The organism is Mesorhizobium sp. M0870, assembly GCF_040319775.1.
Lineage (GTDB): Bacteria > Pseudomonadota > Alphaproteobacteria > Rhizobiales > Rhizobiaceae > Mesorhizobium.
Window position 1 is genome coordinate 38,701 of the sequence record NZ_JAMYOI010000010.1, and the last position, 14,759, is coordinate 53,459.

A 14,759-nucleotide genomic window follows, 5' to 3' on the forward strand; every position below is an offset into this window, starting at 1 on the left:
CTGATCAGGCGGCCATCAGCCGCTTCACCAGCTTCATATCCTGCAGGAACCGTTCGCGTTCGGCTTCCTTGTCCGCCCGATCGTGGATGCGCAGGATGAAGGAGGGATGGATGGTGATGAACACGCGCAATCCGTCCTCGCGCTCGATCACTTGTCCGCGCATCTTTGTCACCGGGATCGCCTTGCCGAGCAGCGACATCGCCGCTGTCGCGCCGAGTGCCACGGCGAGGTTAGGCTTGATCAGCTCGAATTCTTGGTCGATCCACCAGCGGCAGGCCTGAATCTCACCGGAATTCGGCTTGGAGTGGATGCGGCGCTTGCCGCGCGGCTCGAACTTGAAGTGCTTGACTGCGTTGGTGACATAGACCTTTTGCCGATCGACACCGGCATCGTCCAGGATCGCATCGAACACCTTGCCGGCCGGACCAACGAAAGGTTTGCCGGCGAGATCCTCCTGATCCCCCGGCTGTTCGCCGACGAAGATCACTTTGGCATTGTCGGGGCCCTCACCGAAGACGGTCTGCGTCGCGTCGCGCCAAAGCGGGCAGCGACGGCAGCCTTTCGCTACCTCACGCAACTCGGAAATCGTGCTTGCGGCATCGTCCTCCGCCGTCTCGGCAGGCTGTTGCTTCGGCCAATGCCGTGCCTGCACCTTTGCGTGGTGCGGCGCGGGTGTTGTCGGCATCTTCGCAATCATGTCCTTGGCGGCCTTGTCCGCTCCTGCGATCATGTCTGGAATGAGCGAGGCCTCGGGAAGGTTCCGCCAATATTTCTTTGGCATCTCCCTTTGCATCGCCTTCACCTTCAGCCGCGCCGGGTTGAAGATGTTCTCGAAATAAGTCCGCCAGAGCGCCTCGGTGTCGTCTTGATCAGGCGCATCGCCCTTGGCAGCACCCGGCCCCATCGCCAGCCTTTCGCCATCCCAATCGGCGGAGGCATAGGGCGTCAGGATCGTCCAGCGCATGCCGGTGAAACGCCTGACGAAGAAATCGGCGTTGCGCTCGACGATGAAATGATCCGGCTCGAACCAGGCGACATAGCGCTCATCGGCACCGTCGCCGATTTTTCGGAAGCGCACGAAGGCGTGCATCTTGTGGCTGTCGCGCCGCACCGCCTTTTCCATGGTCTCAAGCCGCCTGGTGTCGGGATCCGACGCGATTTCCAGCAGTTTAGGCTCGTCGCGCAATCGCCAAAGCACTCTGTAGATAAAGGCAAACCGGCCGGAATCGGAATGGCAGAACGCCGTTTCGGCATGCCCGATGAAGTCGCGCGGCACGACGAGCTGCGCGCCCGCAGGCACTTCAGGCAATTCTGCCTGATCAGAGCCCGGCGCGACATGCCAGCCGACGTCCTCGGGCCTGACCTCATTCAGGGCGAGCCGCCGTGCCGCGTCACGCCAGCCGGCAAAATCCGTCTCGCTGTCGAGCCGAACTCTGTATCTGGCGAGATCGAGTTGCGCCGGCCGCATGATCAAAACAACGATAATTGTTCGCAGGAGTAGGCGATCCTGTCGCGCAGGCCGGCCTTGTCGGTCAGCGCACCAGGTGACCAGCCTTCGGCGATGATGAAGGGCCTGAGCTTGGCGACCGACTGGCAGATCCGTCCGACGTCCTCGAGCCGCATGCGCCGGTGCCGGCGCGTCTCCAAAATCTTCGCCACCACCTTGGTGCCGAGACCCGGCACCCGCAGCAGCGCTTCGCGGTCGGCGCGGTTGATGTCGACCGGAAACTGTCCCCGGTTGCGCAGCGCCCAGGCGAGCTTCGGGTCTATGGCGAGATCGAGCATGCCGTCGCTGCTCCCGGCAAGGATTTCCGGCTGTGAAAACCCATAGAACCGCATCAGCCAGTCGGCCTGATAGAGCCGGTGCTCGCGCATCAGCGGTGGTTTCAGCAAGGGCAGCGACGATGACGAATCCGGAATGGGGCTGAAAGCCGAGTAATAGACGCGCCGCAGATGATAGCTGCCATAGAGCCGCGCGCTGGTGTGAAGGATGCCGTCGTCGGATGTCTTGTCGGCGCCGATGATCATCTGCGTCGACTGACCGCCCGGCACAAAGCGTTCGCGCTTCTTGGTCTTCAAAGTCGGCTCAGCCTTCTCCTCCATCTTCTGGCGCAGCCTGGCCATGGAAAGCCGGATTGTCTCCGGCTTCTTCTCGGGCGCCAGCCGCTTCACGCCCTCATCGGTCGGCAGTTCAACGTTGATCGACAGCCGGTCGGCATAAAGCCCTGCCTTCTCGACCAGTTCCGCCGAACTTTCCGGGATCGTCTTCAGATGGATGTAGCCGGAGAACTTCTCCTCCAAGCGCAGCCGGCGTGCCACCTCGACCATCTCGCCCATGGTCTCGTCCGGTGAGCGGACGACGCCGGAGGACAGGAACAGGCCTTCGATATAGTTGCGCCTGTAGAAATCCATGGTCAGTTTCACCACCTCTTCGATGGTGAAACGGGCGCGCCGCACATTGGACGACGAGCGGTTGATGCAATAGCTGCAATCGTAGATGCAGAAATTGGTCAGCAGGATCTTGAGAAGGGAAATGCAGCGGCCATCCGGCGCGTAGGAATGACAGATGCCCATGCCTTCGGTGGAGCCGATGCCGCCGGATTTCAAGGAATCCTTTTTTGCAGCACCGGAAGAGGCGCAGGAGGCATCGTATTTGGCGGCGTCGGAGAGGATCGCCAGCTTTTCACGGACGGTAAGTGCGCTCATATGTTCATGATATGTTCTGAACAGGAGATCCGCTACCTCATTTGATGGAGGCGGCGAAAAAGTGATCGCCGCCCATCATGAATCCATCAAACCTCGTGCAGATAGAGGTGGTAATCCAGTTCGCTGACCGTGCGTGCCACCCGCAGATACTCGGACTGTTTGATCGCCACGAACGTCCGGTGCAGGTCCTCGCCGAGCGCGTTCTTCAGGAAGCTGGACGTCCGCGCCGCTTCGATCGCGGCGCGCCAGTCGACAGGCATGGTCGTGCGCGTGACCGCTGCCTCATAGCCGTTGCCGGTCGTTTCGGGGCCCGGATCGAGGCCTTCATCCATGCCCTTGATGATGCCGGCGAGCACGGTCGCGGCGATCAGATAAGGGTTGGCGTCGACGCCGGACGGGCGGTGCTCGATGCGCCGGTTCTTCGCGTCGCCTGCCGGCACGCGTAGCGCCACCGAGCGGTTGTTGACGCCCCAGGTCGGCGCCACCGGCGCATAGGATTGCGAGACGAAACGCCGCCAGGAATTGGCGTGCGGCGCAAACACCAGCATCGATTCCGCCATCGTCTGGATGAGGCCACCAAGCCCCTGCAGCAGCGGCAGCGACCAGCTCTCGCCGCCGGCTTCGGCAAAGACGTTTCGGCCGGCCTTGTCCTGCAGCGAGACGTGGAAATGCATGCCCGAGCCGGCATATTTCTCGATCGGCTTGGCCATGAAACAGGCGGTGACGCCATGGCGGCGCGCCTGCGCCCGCACAAGCCGCTTCAGCATGACCAGATCGTCGGCCGCCCGCATCACATCCTTGCGGTAGTTCAGCGTCAGTTCGTACTGGCCGGGCGCATATTCGGAAATCACCGTCTCGGCCGGAATGCCTTGCGCCTTGGCCGCGGCATAGATGTCGGAGAACAGCGGCTCCATGCCGTGCAGATGATCGACCGAATAGACTTCAGTCTTGCCCGAGACGCGGCCGTCGAGCACGGCGCGCGCGGGCTGCACCTTGCCGTCGGCGTCGCGTTCGTTGGCCAGCAGGAAGAATTCAAGTTCGAAGGCGCCGGCCGGATAGAGACCCTTGGCCGCCAGGATCTCCACCTGCCGAGCCAGCGCCAGCCGCGGATCCGACGACATCGGCCGGCCGTCGAGCATGTACATCGCCATCAGCAACTGGCCGCGCGGCGGGCTCGTGCCATAGAGCGGCACCAGCGTGCCGGGGATCGGCCAGGCCCTGAGGTCGCCGTCGCCGGTGGTCCAGATCAGCCCGGTCTCGTGTACATCCTCGCCTGTGATATCGAGGCCGAGGATCGAGATCGGCATGTGGCGGCCGCCCTCGAAGATGCTCTTCAGCTCATGCCGGCGCACGATCTTGCCACGGCCGACGCCATTGGCATCGGTCAGGACGATATCGAAGGCCTCGATCTCGGGATGGGCGTCGAGAAAGGCTTGCGCCTCGGCAGGTGTCGAGCCCGAAGGTGAGGTTATCATGGCATTGGGGTGGTCCATCGCCGCTTGTCTCATGCCGCAAGCTTCGCCGCAACCGCGCCGAAGGCGGTGATCAGCCGGTTGACCTGGGCAGCCGAGGTCGCCGGCGAGATCAGCATCATGTTGTGGAAGGGTGCGATCAGCACGCCGCGATTGACCAGCGCGACATGGATGGCGGCCTCCAGTTCCGGTGCATGCGCCATTTCCGCCTCGGCGCCATTGCGCAGCGGACCGGGCGCACAGATGAACTCGACGCGGGCGCCGACGCGGGAAACATGCCAGGGCAGACGATAGCGATCGATCACGCCGATCAGCCCGGCATCGAGCCGCCGCGCCAGATGATCCATCCGGTCGTAATTCCCCTCGGTCATCACCTCTTCGAGCGTGGCGCGCATCGCCGCGAACTGCAGCGGGTTGGCCGACAGCGTCGTGCCCATGCCGGAATAGCCCGGCTCCTTGGTCCTGTTGTAATCCGCGTAGCGTGAGGCAACGTCGTCGCTCATGCCCCAGACACTGGCCGGCACACCTCCGGCAATCGGCTTGCCCAGCACGAAGAGGTCCGGGTCGAGGCCATACTTCCTCGTATAGCCGCCGGGGCCGGTCGAGATCGTGTGCGTCTCGTCGATCAGAAGCAGCGTGCCGGCTTGGCGTGTCAGTTTGCGCAGGGCGTCATGGTAACCCGGATCGGCCAGCACCATACAGGAGTTGGTCAGCACCGGTTCGGCAATGACGCAGGCCACATCCTTATCCCTGAGCGCGGCTTCGAGTGCTGAAACATCGTTGAACTCGATGACCTTGGCCGTGCGGGTCAGGTCGCGGAACTCGCCGGCCAATCCCGGCCGGTTGACGGGCTTGCCGTCGATCAGCCGCACCATCGTCTCGTCGACCGAGCCATGATAGCAACCGTTGAAGACCAGGATTTTTTCGCGGCCGGTGATTGCGCGGGCGACGCGCAATGCAAAGCGGTTGGCGTCGGTCGCCGTCGTCGCGATCTGCCAGAACGGCATGCCGAAGCGCTGCTGCAGCAGCGACCCTATGGCCAGCGCATCTTCCGAAGGCAGCATATAGGTCAGGCCGCGTCCAGCCTGGCGGCGGATGGCGCGTGCCACCGGTGGCGGCGAATGGCCGAACATCGAGCCGGTGTCTCCAAGGCAGAAATCGTCGAGCTTGTTTCCGTCGATATCGGTGATCGTGGCACCCCTGGCGCTGTCGACCAGGATCGGGAACGGCGTCGGCCAATCGTTCATCCAGTGCATAGGCACGCCGCCGAAGAAGCCGGGCAGGCCGTTGCCGATCTTGGCTTGCGATTTTGGCCGCGCCTTGCGGAAGGCTGCCCCCTCGGTTTCGCGCAAATCGGCAATGCGGTCGCGGCCGATGCCGCCGATGGACGTCTTGGACATATCGCTGTGCATGAAAACCCCTCTGGTCGATCCCTCTTAGCCAATCCGTGTCCGCATCCGCAATTGGCCGCGCATCTGTCCTGCGTTGGCTCAGCCTTTGGCAGCGGCGCTTGACCGTGCTGCCGAAGTCAGCGCCAATATGAGCGGGATTTGAGGTGGAGGGGCAAAATGAGAACGATCATGTGTGTGGCAATGCTTCTGTCGTCGGCTGGCGCTGCCTTCGCGTCGGGTGGCATCTGGTGCTCCACCGAGGACACGGCGGCGATATTCGAGGTCGAGGCAGGCGTCACCAGAGGCATGGGCGGGCCGACCTTCAACTTTCGCGGCAACCTCGAAATTCTGAGCCGGCCTGCCGGCGACAGCCTGCGCAAGACCGTGTTCGAGGATTCCAACCTGACGCAGTACTGGCTCGACGGCAAGGAATTGCGGCTGAACATCTATCGTGAGCACGAGGCCGCGCAAAAGATCAACTCAGTTGAACTGACGATCCTGACCAAGACCAGCGACGAAGGCGTCTACGACGGGAACTATACGCTCGCCGTCTACGACGCCGCGGCGGATACGGACCAGGACGGCAAACCGGTTGAAATCAGCGGCAAAGTGTCGTGCGGAGCGGAGTGAGCGGGGTCAGGCCGTGATATCGATGACGCCGCAATCGCCGGCGGCACTACCGAAGGCGACCCGGCGTTCTTCCTTGTCCCACATCATCGAGGTGACGGCGCCCTTGCCCGGCCGTCGCAACAGCACTTCCTTGGCGTCGGCAAAACGCACCGCCATCACCATGCCGTCATCATAGCCGACGGCAACGACATCCTGGCTCGGGTGGCAGGCGACAGCCGTCACCATGGCGTTGCCGCGCGTGCCGAGCTCCAGCGGCGCCTTGCCCATCGGGCCGTCCTTGCCGGAAAACGGCCAGACGATCGCCGCCGGCGCGCCGGAACTCGCCAGCCACTTGCCCTTCACACTCCACGACAGGCTTTTGACCTTGCCGGGATAGCCGGTCATGCGCATGTGCTTGCCGTCGGCGAGCTTCCAGCCGTGCAGCGCGTTTTCCTGCATGGTGGTGACGAGGAAGGCGCCATCGGGAGAGAAGGTGACGCCGGTGTGGGCACCGGCCCATTCGAGTTCCACCGGCTTGCCCTCGGCCGCGGGGAAATGCAGCGTCGCGCCATTGTAGCGGGCAACGCCGAAGCGCATGCCCTTGGGCGAGAAGGCCAGCCCCTCCACCGAACGCGGATGGACGAATTCCCTGGTCTTGCCGTCGGCGAAGCGCACGAAGGCGGTCTTGCCTGAGGCATAGGCGATGGCGCCTTGCGGCCCGGCGGCAACGCTGGTGATCCACTTCTTGGCCGCGCTTGCCAATTCGGTGACCTCGCCGCCCGCCTTCACGGCAAACACCTTGCCGTCCTCGCCGCCGGTGATCAGCCGGTCATTGGCTGCATCATGGAAGGCGGCAAGCACCCCGTCATTGGCCTGAACTGTCTTGTGGCCATGGTCGAGCCGATGGACGGCGCCGTCGGCCATCGCAAAATGCGGCACGTCGCCGAGAAAGACGGCGGCGATGCAATGTCCCTGGAGATCAAGCGGGGCGACGGTTGGCATGGTTATCTTTATTCACCTAGACGAGATTGCAGAGACAACCCGGCGGCTTACTCGACGTTTGCGGTTCCGGCAACCATAAGGGTTGCCATCGAAGGATGTTCGATCGCGCTGTTTCGCGATCGACTCCTCGCGTTAAGCGGGTGCCGTTACAGTGTGTTTGGCAACGCCGCTATCACTTTGCGTAGCTTGGCGTTGGGCTTCGGCGGGCGTTCCAGCAGATCGAGGATACGCACGAAATCGGTGGCGGACACCCTCACTACCTCGGCGGCATCGATCGCGGGCTGGGCTTCATGCTCAGTCATGCTATCGGTCGATCTAGGCATCACTTGTTCCTACCCGAGCAAAATTACGCCTGGCAGGCGTCAAAGCTCTTCTTCAGCCGCTCGGCGTCGAGTTCACGGCCGATGAACACTAGCCGGCTCTCATGTTTCTCGCCGTCCTTCCAGGCGCGCTGGTGGTCGCCCTCGATGATCATGTGGACACCCTGGATGACATAGCGCTCGTCGTCGCCCTTGAGCGCGATGATGCCTTTCAGCCGCAGGATGTTGGGACCTTCCATCTGGGTGATCTTCTCGATCCACGGGAAGAATTTCTTCGGGTCCATCTCGCCACCGCGCAGCGACACCGACTGCACTGTCACGTCATGGATGTCGGACGCATGGTCGTGATGGTGGTGCCCGTCATGATCATGATGGTGATGATCGTGGCCGTCATGATCGTGGTCGTGATGGTGGTGATCCTCATGCGCCTCGAGGAAGTGCGGATCGTTTTCCAGTGCCCTCGACAGGTCGAAGGCCCCGCGGTCGAGCACTTCGGTCAGGTCGACGCCGGCTCGCGTCGTGCGATGGATCTTCGCCGCCGGATTGATGGCGCGGATCGTCGCCTCGACCTTGGCGAGCTCTTCTGATGTGACGAGGTCGGTCTTGTTGAGCACGACGACGTCGGCGAAGGCGATCTGGTCCTCGGCTTCCCTGGAATCCTTGAGCCGCAACGGCAGGTGCTTGGCGTCGACCAGCGCCACCACCGCGTCAAGCCTGGTCTTGGAGCGCACGTCGTCGTCCATGAAGAAGGTCTGCGCCACCGGCACCGGATCGGCGAGCCCGGTGGTCTCGACCACGATGGCGTCGAAGCGGCCTGGCCGGCGCATCAGGCCCTCGACGACACGGATCAGGTCGCCGCGCACCGTGCAGCAGATGCAGCCATTGTTCATCTCGTAGATTTCCTCGTCGGATTCCACGATCAGATCATTGTCGATGCCGATTTCGCCGAATTCGTTGACGATAACGGCGTAGCGCTTGCCGTGGTTTTCCGACAGGATGCGGTTGAGCAGCGTCGTCTTGCCGGCGCCGAGATAGCCGGTGAGAACGGTTACGGGGATCTGCGTCTGTGCGTCGCTCATGGCTTGCCTCGAAAGTGCTGGGCCTCGAAAATTCGGCCTGAGAAAAAGGGAATGTCGGCTCCATATAGGGTGTGTGTCGGGCTTTTGCACGGGGCAAACCGATGGGCCAAACCGGCTTGCCGACATTGCTGAATTTTCATTGGCGAGAGCCGCTGTGACCGCTTAGATCAGGATACGAGAGGCCAATTCGAGAGGCAAGATATGTCCGGCAAGCCATCCTCCTTCTCAATGAGCCGGCGCCAGGCGCTCGGTTTGATCGCGGTCACCGCCGGCGGTGGTGCCTTCCTGCCCGCCGCCGCGATTGCAGACCAGACTTTACCCTATGCCGGACTGGCCTTGTTCGAAAACGGCGCCGGTGTCTGCACCATTACGCCTGAAGTGACCGAGGGGCCGTTCTATTTCGACCCGAAACTCGAACGTGCGGACGTCACCGAAGGCAAGAAGGGCATAGCCCTTGGCGTTCGGCTGCAGGTTGTCGACGCGGACTGCCGCCCACTTGCCGGCGCCCGCGTCGACATCTGGCATTGCGACGCGCAAGGCGCCTATTCCGGCTATCCCAGACAGGGTGACGACCGCGACGTCGACACGTCGGGCCGGACCTTCCTGCGTGGTTGGCAAAGGACCGACGCGAGCGGCATCGTTTCCTTCGCCACCATCTATCCCGGCTGGTATCGCGGCCGCACCACCCATATCCATTTCAAGATCTTCCCTAACGACAGTTCGGTGATGACCGGACAGTTGTTCTTCCCCGACAGCCTCAGCGAGCAGATTTTCACCACGGTCGCACCCTACAACGACCGGCCGGGCAAGCGCGACACCTCGAATGCCGCGGACGGCATAGCCAGGCAGGCCGGACCGCAATCGCAGGCCGCGCTGCGCGAGCTGGAGGATGCCAATCAGGCGCTGATGATCGTAGCGGTGAAGCCTGGCTGAGCGGCGGTCACGCCACCACCCTGCTGGCGACGAAAACTCCGACGGGGAATTCGTTTGTCATCTAACTGAAATAAACATCTGGCATTAGCCACGGCGGACCACAATGCTTGCCGGCAAAGCTGTTTGAAGCACCGGAATCTTTTTGATCGTCGATTGCCAACCGGCCGGCTGCCTCTATGCTGCCCGCACCGGTACGGCCGAAGAGGGAAGACCATGGCCAAGGCGGACAAGACTGCGACAATGAGCCGGCTGCATTCGGCGGCAAGGCTGGCAAGAACGGCGCTGGCGGCGCGGCTTCTGGCGCACGGCTTCTATGCCGGCCAGGACCAGATCATGCTGTCGCTCGACCGTGAGGACGGCCAGACGCCTGGCAATCTGGCCGGACGCCTCGGCGTGCGCCCGCCGACCATCACCAAGACTATCAACCGGCTGCAGGCGCAGGGTTTTCTGGAGAAGCGCGCTTCGTCGGCCGATGCCCGTCAGGCGCATATCTTCCTCACCGACACCGGTCGCGACATCATCCACGCCATCGAGAAATCGGTGAAGAAGACCGAAAAGCAGGCGCTGAAGGGCCTCGACAAGAAGGACCAGAAGTCGCTGTTCAAACTGCTTGCCCGCATCGAGGCCAACCTCTCGAACGAGGAACTGGTGCTCATCGACGACGACGCCGAATCGGACGGCTGACCGGCGGATTGTCGCGGCAGGCGATCAGGCCGCCGCGGCAGAGCCCTGGATCAGCGACGACCAGCGTCCCGGTGTCATGCCGAACGCCTTCTTGAATTGCCTGATGAAATGGCTCTGGTCGCTGAAGCCGGCTTCGACCGCGATCTGTGCTAATGGTTCGCCGGCGGCGATCATCCGCCGCGCGCGCTGAAGCCGGCGCATCACCAGGAAGCGATGTGGACTGGTGGAGAAAGCGGCACGGAAATGCCGTGACAAGGCATAGCGATCAAGCCCGGTTACCGCTTCCAGTTCACCGGAGCGCACCGGCCGGTTCAGGTTTTCCGTGAGATAGTCGCGCGCCAGCGCAGCCGCCCGCCACGCCGTCCTGGTCATTGGCTTCGCCGACTGGCCGCCATGCCGGATCAGGCTTTGCATCAGTTGCGTCAGGAAGTCGTCGACGAACAACTCGTCGAGTTCCTGCTCCAGCGGACCCAGCGCCGAAAGCAGCGTTGCGCAAAAGGCGGCGTCCGTCACCACGCCATCCCTGACAAAAGGCAGCGAAGCGCCGCCAAGACAGGCGAGCATCAGCGACGGCTCCAGATAGAGCATTCGGTAGCGCAGGCCGTCCTCGGTGCCGGCGCCGCCGTCATGCACCTCGTCGGGATGCAGCACGATGATCTGGCCCGGAAGGCTGTGGCGCGCAGCGCCGAGATAGCGAAACGTCTGCACACCGTGCAGCGTCACCCCGATCGCATAGGTGTCGTGGCGATGCAGGTCGAACGCGCTGCCATGGAAGCGCGCCTCGATCCGCTCCATGCCTGCGGGATCGGGGGCGGAGATGATACGGTTTTCCGCCGCATCGACGCACAAACGTCCAAGACCCTTGAAAGCCTGGCTGTCTAGATCGTGCGACATCGTCTCCTTCAGCCTCGCATTGGGGCACAACCGAATGGCCAATGTCTCATGTTCGATACGAAATTTGCAATCGTGCTCGGGGAAGATCTGCCGGTCTGGCAGAAACTCAACGTCACCGCTTTCCTGACCAGCGGCATCGTCGCGCAGTTTCCCGATATCATCGGTGAACCCTATCGCGACCGCGCCGGCAATCTCTACAACCCGCTGTCGATCCAGCCGGTCATCGTTTTGTCCGCCGACCAGACAACGTTGGGGGCCATCCATCGGCGCACACTGGAGCGCGGCGTGACCACCTCGCTCTATGTCGAGGAGATGTTTTCGACCGGCTTTGACGCGGCCAACCGTGCCGTCTTCGCCGAATTCGCGCCTGAAGACGCCAAGGTGGTCGGGATCGCGCTTCGCGCCGACAAGAAACTGGTCGATAAAATCACCAAGGGCGCCCGCATGCACGCCTAGCCAAGGCACTACGCCTGCCGGCGGCTCTTGTTGTGCCAGCAGGCTTTCACGTCGCGGCTGGCGACAATTGGCTTGCCGGGACCCGGCAATTCCCGCAAAGGTGGGCTCCAGCCTAGCTTCCCACCCGGCCTGCAAGTGAGTGCTCCCCAAAGACATGTAGAAAGCGCGACGCCCCCGGTGGCGATCCTGTGCATGCTTTCCACCTATGTCTGCTTCACCTTCCTCGACACATCAAGCAAATACCTCGTCCTTGCCGGCGTTTCCGTGCTGGTCGTTGCCTGGGTGCGCTTCGCCGTGCATGTGGTGCTGGTCGGCGCGCTGCTGCGCGGCTGGCGCGAACCGGTGCGGTTTCGTCCGGTCAACCTGCCGGCGCATATCTTGCGTGGCGCGTTCCTGTTCGGATCGACCATATTCAATGTCTTGGCGCTCAAATCCCTGCAATTGGCCGAGACAACCTCGATCTATTTCTTCGGGCCGATGGTGATCACGGCACTGGCCGGTCCGCTGCTTGGCGAGTGGGCCGGCTGGCGGCGCTGGCTGGCCATCCTGGCGGCCTTTGCCGGCGTCCTCATCATCACCCGGCCGGGCGTCGGCGTTTTCGGCATCGGACATCTCTTCGCGCTCGGCTCGATGCTGTCGAACTGCTTCTACGTCATCATGACGCGCCGCATGTCGGCGACCGAGACATCGGAGAGCCTCATCCTGTTTTCGGCGCTGGCGCCGGCGCTGCTGCTGTTGCCCCTGCTGCCGTTTTCGTTTTCCCTGCCGCATAATGGCTGGCACTGGTTCGTGCTGCTGATGCTCGGCGTGTTCGGCGGCGTCGGTCACTGGCTGCTGGTCCAGGCCTACCGGCTGGCGACAACCACGGCTTTGGCGCCCTATCCCTATTCGCAGATGGTGTGGATGATCATTTCCGGCTGGATCGTCTTCAAGCAGTTTCCCGACCGCTGGACATTGGTCGGCGCCGCCATCATCGTCGCCAGCGGTCTCTACATCGTCCATCGCGAGCATAGGCTTCGGCTGCGGAGCCGCGCGGCCTCGGATGTCGAGGCCGAAGCGTTGGCAAAAAAACTTTGATTTGCCCCCGATCGGTGGCATAACGCCGCCTTTAAACAGTTTAGGTCTGGAAGTTCAGGTCCGGGGAGCACACGTCGCTGGCACAAAAAATCAAGCTTTCGACGATCGCGGATGCGCTCGGCGTGTCCACGGCCACGGTCTCGCTGGCGCTGCGCGACAGCCCTCTGGTTGCCGGGACCACCCGTGACCGCATCAAGGAACATGCCCGCGCCATCGGCTATATCTACAACCGACGCGCCGCCAGCCTGCGCACCTCGCGTTCCGGCATTGTCGGCGTCGTCGTCCACGACATCATGAACCCATTCTTCGCCGAGATCCTGCGCTCGATCGAAAGCGAGCTCGACCGCAGCCGGCAGACCTTCATCCTGTCCAACCACTATGATCAGCTCGAAAAGCAGCGCACCTTCATCGATACGCTTTTGCAGCTCGGCGCCGACGGCGTCATCATGTCGCCGGCGATAGGCACGCCGGCTTCCGATATCCTGATGGCCGAGGAGAACGGCCTCCCCGCTGTGCTGATCGCGCGCACCGTCGAGGGTGCCGACGTGCCGGTCTTTCGCGGCGACGACTCTTACGGGACAGGTCTCGCCACCAACCATCTGATCTCGCTCGGCCACAAGCGCATCGCCATGATCGGCGGCACCGACCAGACCTCGACCGGCCGTGACCGCTACCAGGGCTATGTCAATGCGATGGAGGCGGCCGGGCTGGAAGTCAGGTCGTCATGGCGCATCGCCGGGCCGCGCACCAAGCAGGCCGGCTTCGAGGCCGCCGGACAGTTCCTGGCGCTGAAGGACAGGCCGACGGCTGCCTGCTGCTGGAACGACCTTGTCGCCATCGGCCTCATGAACGGCATTGCCCGTGCCGGCCTTGTGCCCGGCGTCGACATCTCCGTTACCGGCTATGATGACCTTGAGGAAGCGGCGATCGCGACGCCGGCGCTGACCACTGTCTGGAACGGCCAGCGCGAGGTTGGCCGCCGCGCCGCCAGCGCGCTGCTCGACAAGCTCAACGGCCAGACGGTGCGGCCCTCGCAGGAATTGATCAAGCCGGAACTGCATGTGCGTCAGTCGACCGGCAAGCCGGTGGAGCGTGTATGACCAAGGCCGAACAGCTGCAATCCGTCGCCATCCTGGTGCCGGGCGATTTCAACGACCATGCGGTCGACCGCATCAACCGCACGTTCAGGCGTGTCAGAATCGAACGCGCCGATCCGGCGCTCGTCACCGACGAGATGCGCAGTGATGTGCGCGGCATCGCTTCGTTTGCCGGCATCGACGCGGCGATGATGGATGCATTGCCCAACCTCGAGCTCATCGCCTCCTTTGGCGTCGGCTATGATTCGGTCGATGTCGGCCATGCCCGAGCGAAGAACATCATGGTTACCAACACGCCCGACGTGTTGACCGAGGAGGTCGCCGATACCACGATCGGGCTGTTGATCAACACCATCCGCGACCTGCCGCGCGCCGAAACCTGGCTGCGCGACGGCAGCTGGGTGCGCAACGGCAACTATCCGCTGAGCCGGCTGACCTTGCGCGGGCGCAGTGTGGGTATTTTCGGCATGGGCCGCATTGGGCAGGCCATCGCCCGGCGTCTGGAAGCTTTTGGCTTGCCGGTCGCCTACCACAACCGGCGCCGTGTCGAAGGTCTTCCATACCAGTACCATGCGACCCTGAAAGGACTTGCCGAAGCCGTCGATACGCTGATTTCGGTCGTGCCGGGGGGCGACTCGACGGAGAAGGCGGTCAATGCCGAGATCCTGTCGGCGCTTGGCGCCAACGGCGTCTTCGTCAACATCGGTCGCGGCAGCACGGTTGACGAGGCGGCGCTTGCGGCAGCCCTCGCCACCGGCATCATCGCCGCCGCCGGCCTCGACGTCTTTGCCTACGAACCGAACGTGCCCAAGGCGCTGCTCGACGCGCCCAACACCTCGCTACTGCCGCATGTCGGCTCGGCCTCGGACCATACCCGCCGCGCCATGGCGGATCTCTGCGTCGACAATCTGGTGTCCTGGTTCACCGAGCGCCGTCCGCTGACCCCGGTGCCCGAGACGGCGGAAGTCAAGGCGCGAGCTTGAGGCTGCCTCACTTATTAACGTCAGCTTAACCCTTTGGAATCATTCTTCAACCTATC

At 63.0% G+C, this 14,759-nt stretch carries 15 protein-coding genes; 7 read left to right on the forward strand and 8 right to left on the reverse strand.

Features of this window, described 5'->3' with window-relative positions; translation table 11 throughout:
* Positions 1–4: 4 nt before the first annotated feature.
* From NKH97_RS14215 to NKH97_RS14230, 4 genes are all read right to left on the reverse strand, one after another.
* Positions 5–1,468 (reverse strand): UdgX family uracil-DNA binding protein, encoded by a 1,464-nt coding sequence (locus tag NKH97_RS14215; protein ID WP_352442655.1) that lies wholly within the window; start codon positions 1,466–1,468, stop codon positions 5–7.
* Positions 1,469–1,470: 2 nt separating this feature from the next.
* Positions 1,471–2,706: a putative DNA modification/repair radical SAM protein gene (locus NKH97_RS14220; protein WP_023813618.1), complete on the reverse strand. Its 1,236-nt coding sequence runs from the start codon at positions 2,704–2,706 to the stop codon at positions 1,471–1,473.
* A gap of 86 nt (positions 2,707–2,792) precedes the next feature.
* Entirely contained in the window at positions 2,793–4,214 is a 1,422-nt protein-coding gene (locus tag NKH97_RS14225; protein ID WP_502895369.1) for a glutamine synthetase family protein, read from the reverse strand.
* Positions 4,211–5,590 carry an aspartate aminotransferase family protein gene (locus NKH97_RS14230; protein ID WP_352611599.1) on the reverse strand — a complete coding sequence of 460 codons (1,380 nt, stop codon included), beginning with the start codon at positions 5,588–5,590 and terminating at the stop codon, positions 4,211–4,213. The genes NKH97_RS14225 and NKH97_RS14230 overlap by 4 nt, the downstream gene beginning before the upstream one ends.
* Before the next feature lie 156 nt (positions 5,591–5,746).
* Between NKH97_RS14230 and NKH97_RS14235 the strand changes: the two genes are divergently transcribed.
* Positions 5,747–6,199, forward strand: coding sequence for a hypothetical protein (locus NKH97_RS14235; RefSeq protein ID WP_352611598.1), 453 nt, complete (start codon positions 5,747–5,749; stop codon positions 6,197–6,199).
* Positions 6,200–6,205: 6 nt separating this feature from the next.
* Here the strand turns inward: NKH97_RS14235 and NKH97_RS14240 are convergent, their stop codons facing one another.
* From NKH97_RS14240 to NKH97_RS14250, 3 genes are all read right to left on the reverse strand, one after another.
* Positions 6,206–7,180: a WD40 repeat domain-containing protein gene (locus tag NKH97_RS14240; protein WP_352794635.1), complete on the reverse strand. Its 975-nt coding sequence runs from the start codon at positions 7,178–7,180 to the stop codon at positions 6,206–6,208.
* 146 nt (positions 7,181–7,326) lie between these two features.
* Positions 7,327–7,482, reverse strand: a complete 156-nt coding sequence (locus NKH97_RS14245) for a type II toxin -antitoxin system TacA 1-like antitoxin (protein WP_502895800.1) — start codon at positions 7,480–7,482, stop codon at positions 7,327–7,329.
* 44 nt (positions 7,483–7,526) lie between these two features.
* Positions 7,527–8,579, reverse strand: coding sequence for a CobW family GTP-binding protein (locus tag NKH97_RS14250; protein ID WP_352611596.1), 1,053 nt, complete (start codon positions 8,577–8,579; stop codon positions 7,527–7,529).
* A 201-nt stretch (positions 8,580–8,780) separates the two neighbouring features.
* On the opposite strand from NKH97_RS14250, the gene NKH97_RS14255 reads away from it, so the two are divergent.
* Both NKH97_RS14255 and NKH97_RS14260 read left to right on the forward strand, forming a co-directional pair.
* Complete coding sequence (locus tag NKH97_RS14255; RefSeq protein WP_352797438.1) at positions 8,781–9,512, forward strand: intradiol ring-cleavage dioxygenase; 732 nt, start codon at positions 8,781–8,783, stop codon at positions 9,510–9,512.
* Positions 9,513–9,725: 213 nt separating this feature from the next.
* Positions 9,726–10,196 (forward strand): MarR family winged helix-turn-helix transcriptional regulator, encoded by a 471-nt coding sequence (locus NKH97_RS14260; protein WP_352442660.1) that lies wholly within the window; start codon positions 9,726–9,728, stop codon positions 10,194–10,196.
* Between the two features lie 24 nt (positions 10,197–10,220).
* Here the strand turns inward: NKH97_RS14260 and NKH97_RS14265 are convergent, their stop codons facing one another.
* Positions 10,221–11,090 carry an AraC family transcriptional regulator gene (locus tag NKH97_RS14265; protein WP_352797442.1) on the reverse strand — a complete coding sequence of 290 codons (870 nt, stop codon included), beginning with the start codon at positions 11,088–11,090 and terminating at the stop codon, positions 10,221–10,223.
* Positions 11,091–11,138: 48 nt separating this feature from the next.
* Between NKH97_RS14265 and NKH97_RS14270 the strand changes: the two genes are divergently transcribed.
* From NKH97_RS14270 to NKH97_RS14285, 4 genes are all read left to right on the forward strand, one after another.
* Positions 11,139–11,546: a DUF2000 family protein gene (locus NKH97_RS14270; RefSeq protein WP_352753151.1), complete on the forward strand. Its 408-nt coding sequence runs from the start codon at positions 11,139–11,141 to the stop codon at positions 11,544–11,546.
* A 192-nt stretch (positions 11,547–11,738) separates the two neighbouring features.
* Complete coding sequence (locus tag NKH97_RS14275) at positions 11,739–12,623, forward strand: DMT family transporter (protein WP_352753153.1); 885 nt, start codon at positions 11,739–11,741, stop codon at positions 12,621–12,623.
* A gap of 77 nt (positions 12,624–12,700) precedes the next feature.
* Positions 12,701–13,723: a LacI family DNA-binding transcriptional regulator gene (locus tag NKH97_RS14280; RefSeq protein WP_352673202.1), complete on the forward strand. Its 1,023-nt coding sequence runs from the start codon at positions 12,701–12,703 to the stop codon at positions 13,721–13,723.
* Entirely contained in the window at positions 13,720–14,703 is a 984-nt protein-coding gene (locus NKH97_RS14285) for a 2-hydroxyacid dehydrogenase (protein ID WP_352753156.1), read from the forward strand. Before NKH97_RS14280 ends, NKH97_RS14285 begins: the two co-directional genes overlap by 4 nt.
* The last annotated feature ends 56 nt before the right edge of the window (positions 14,704–14,759 follow it).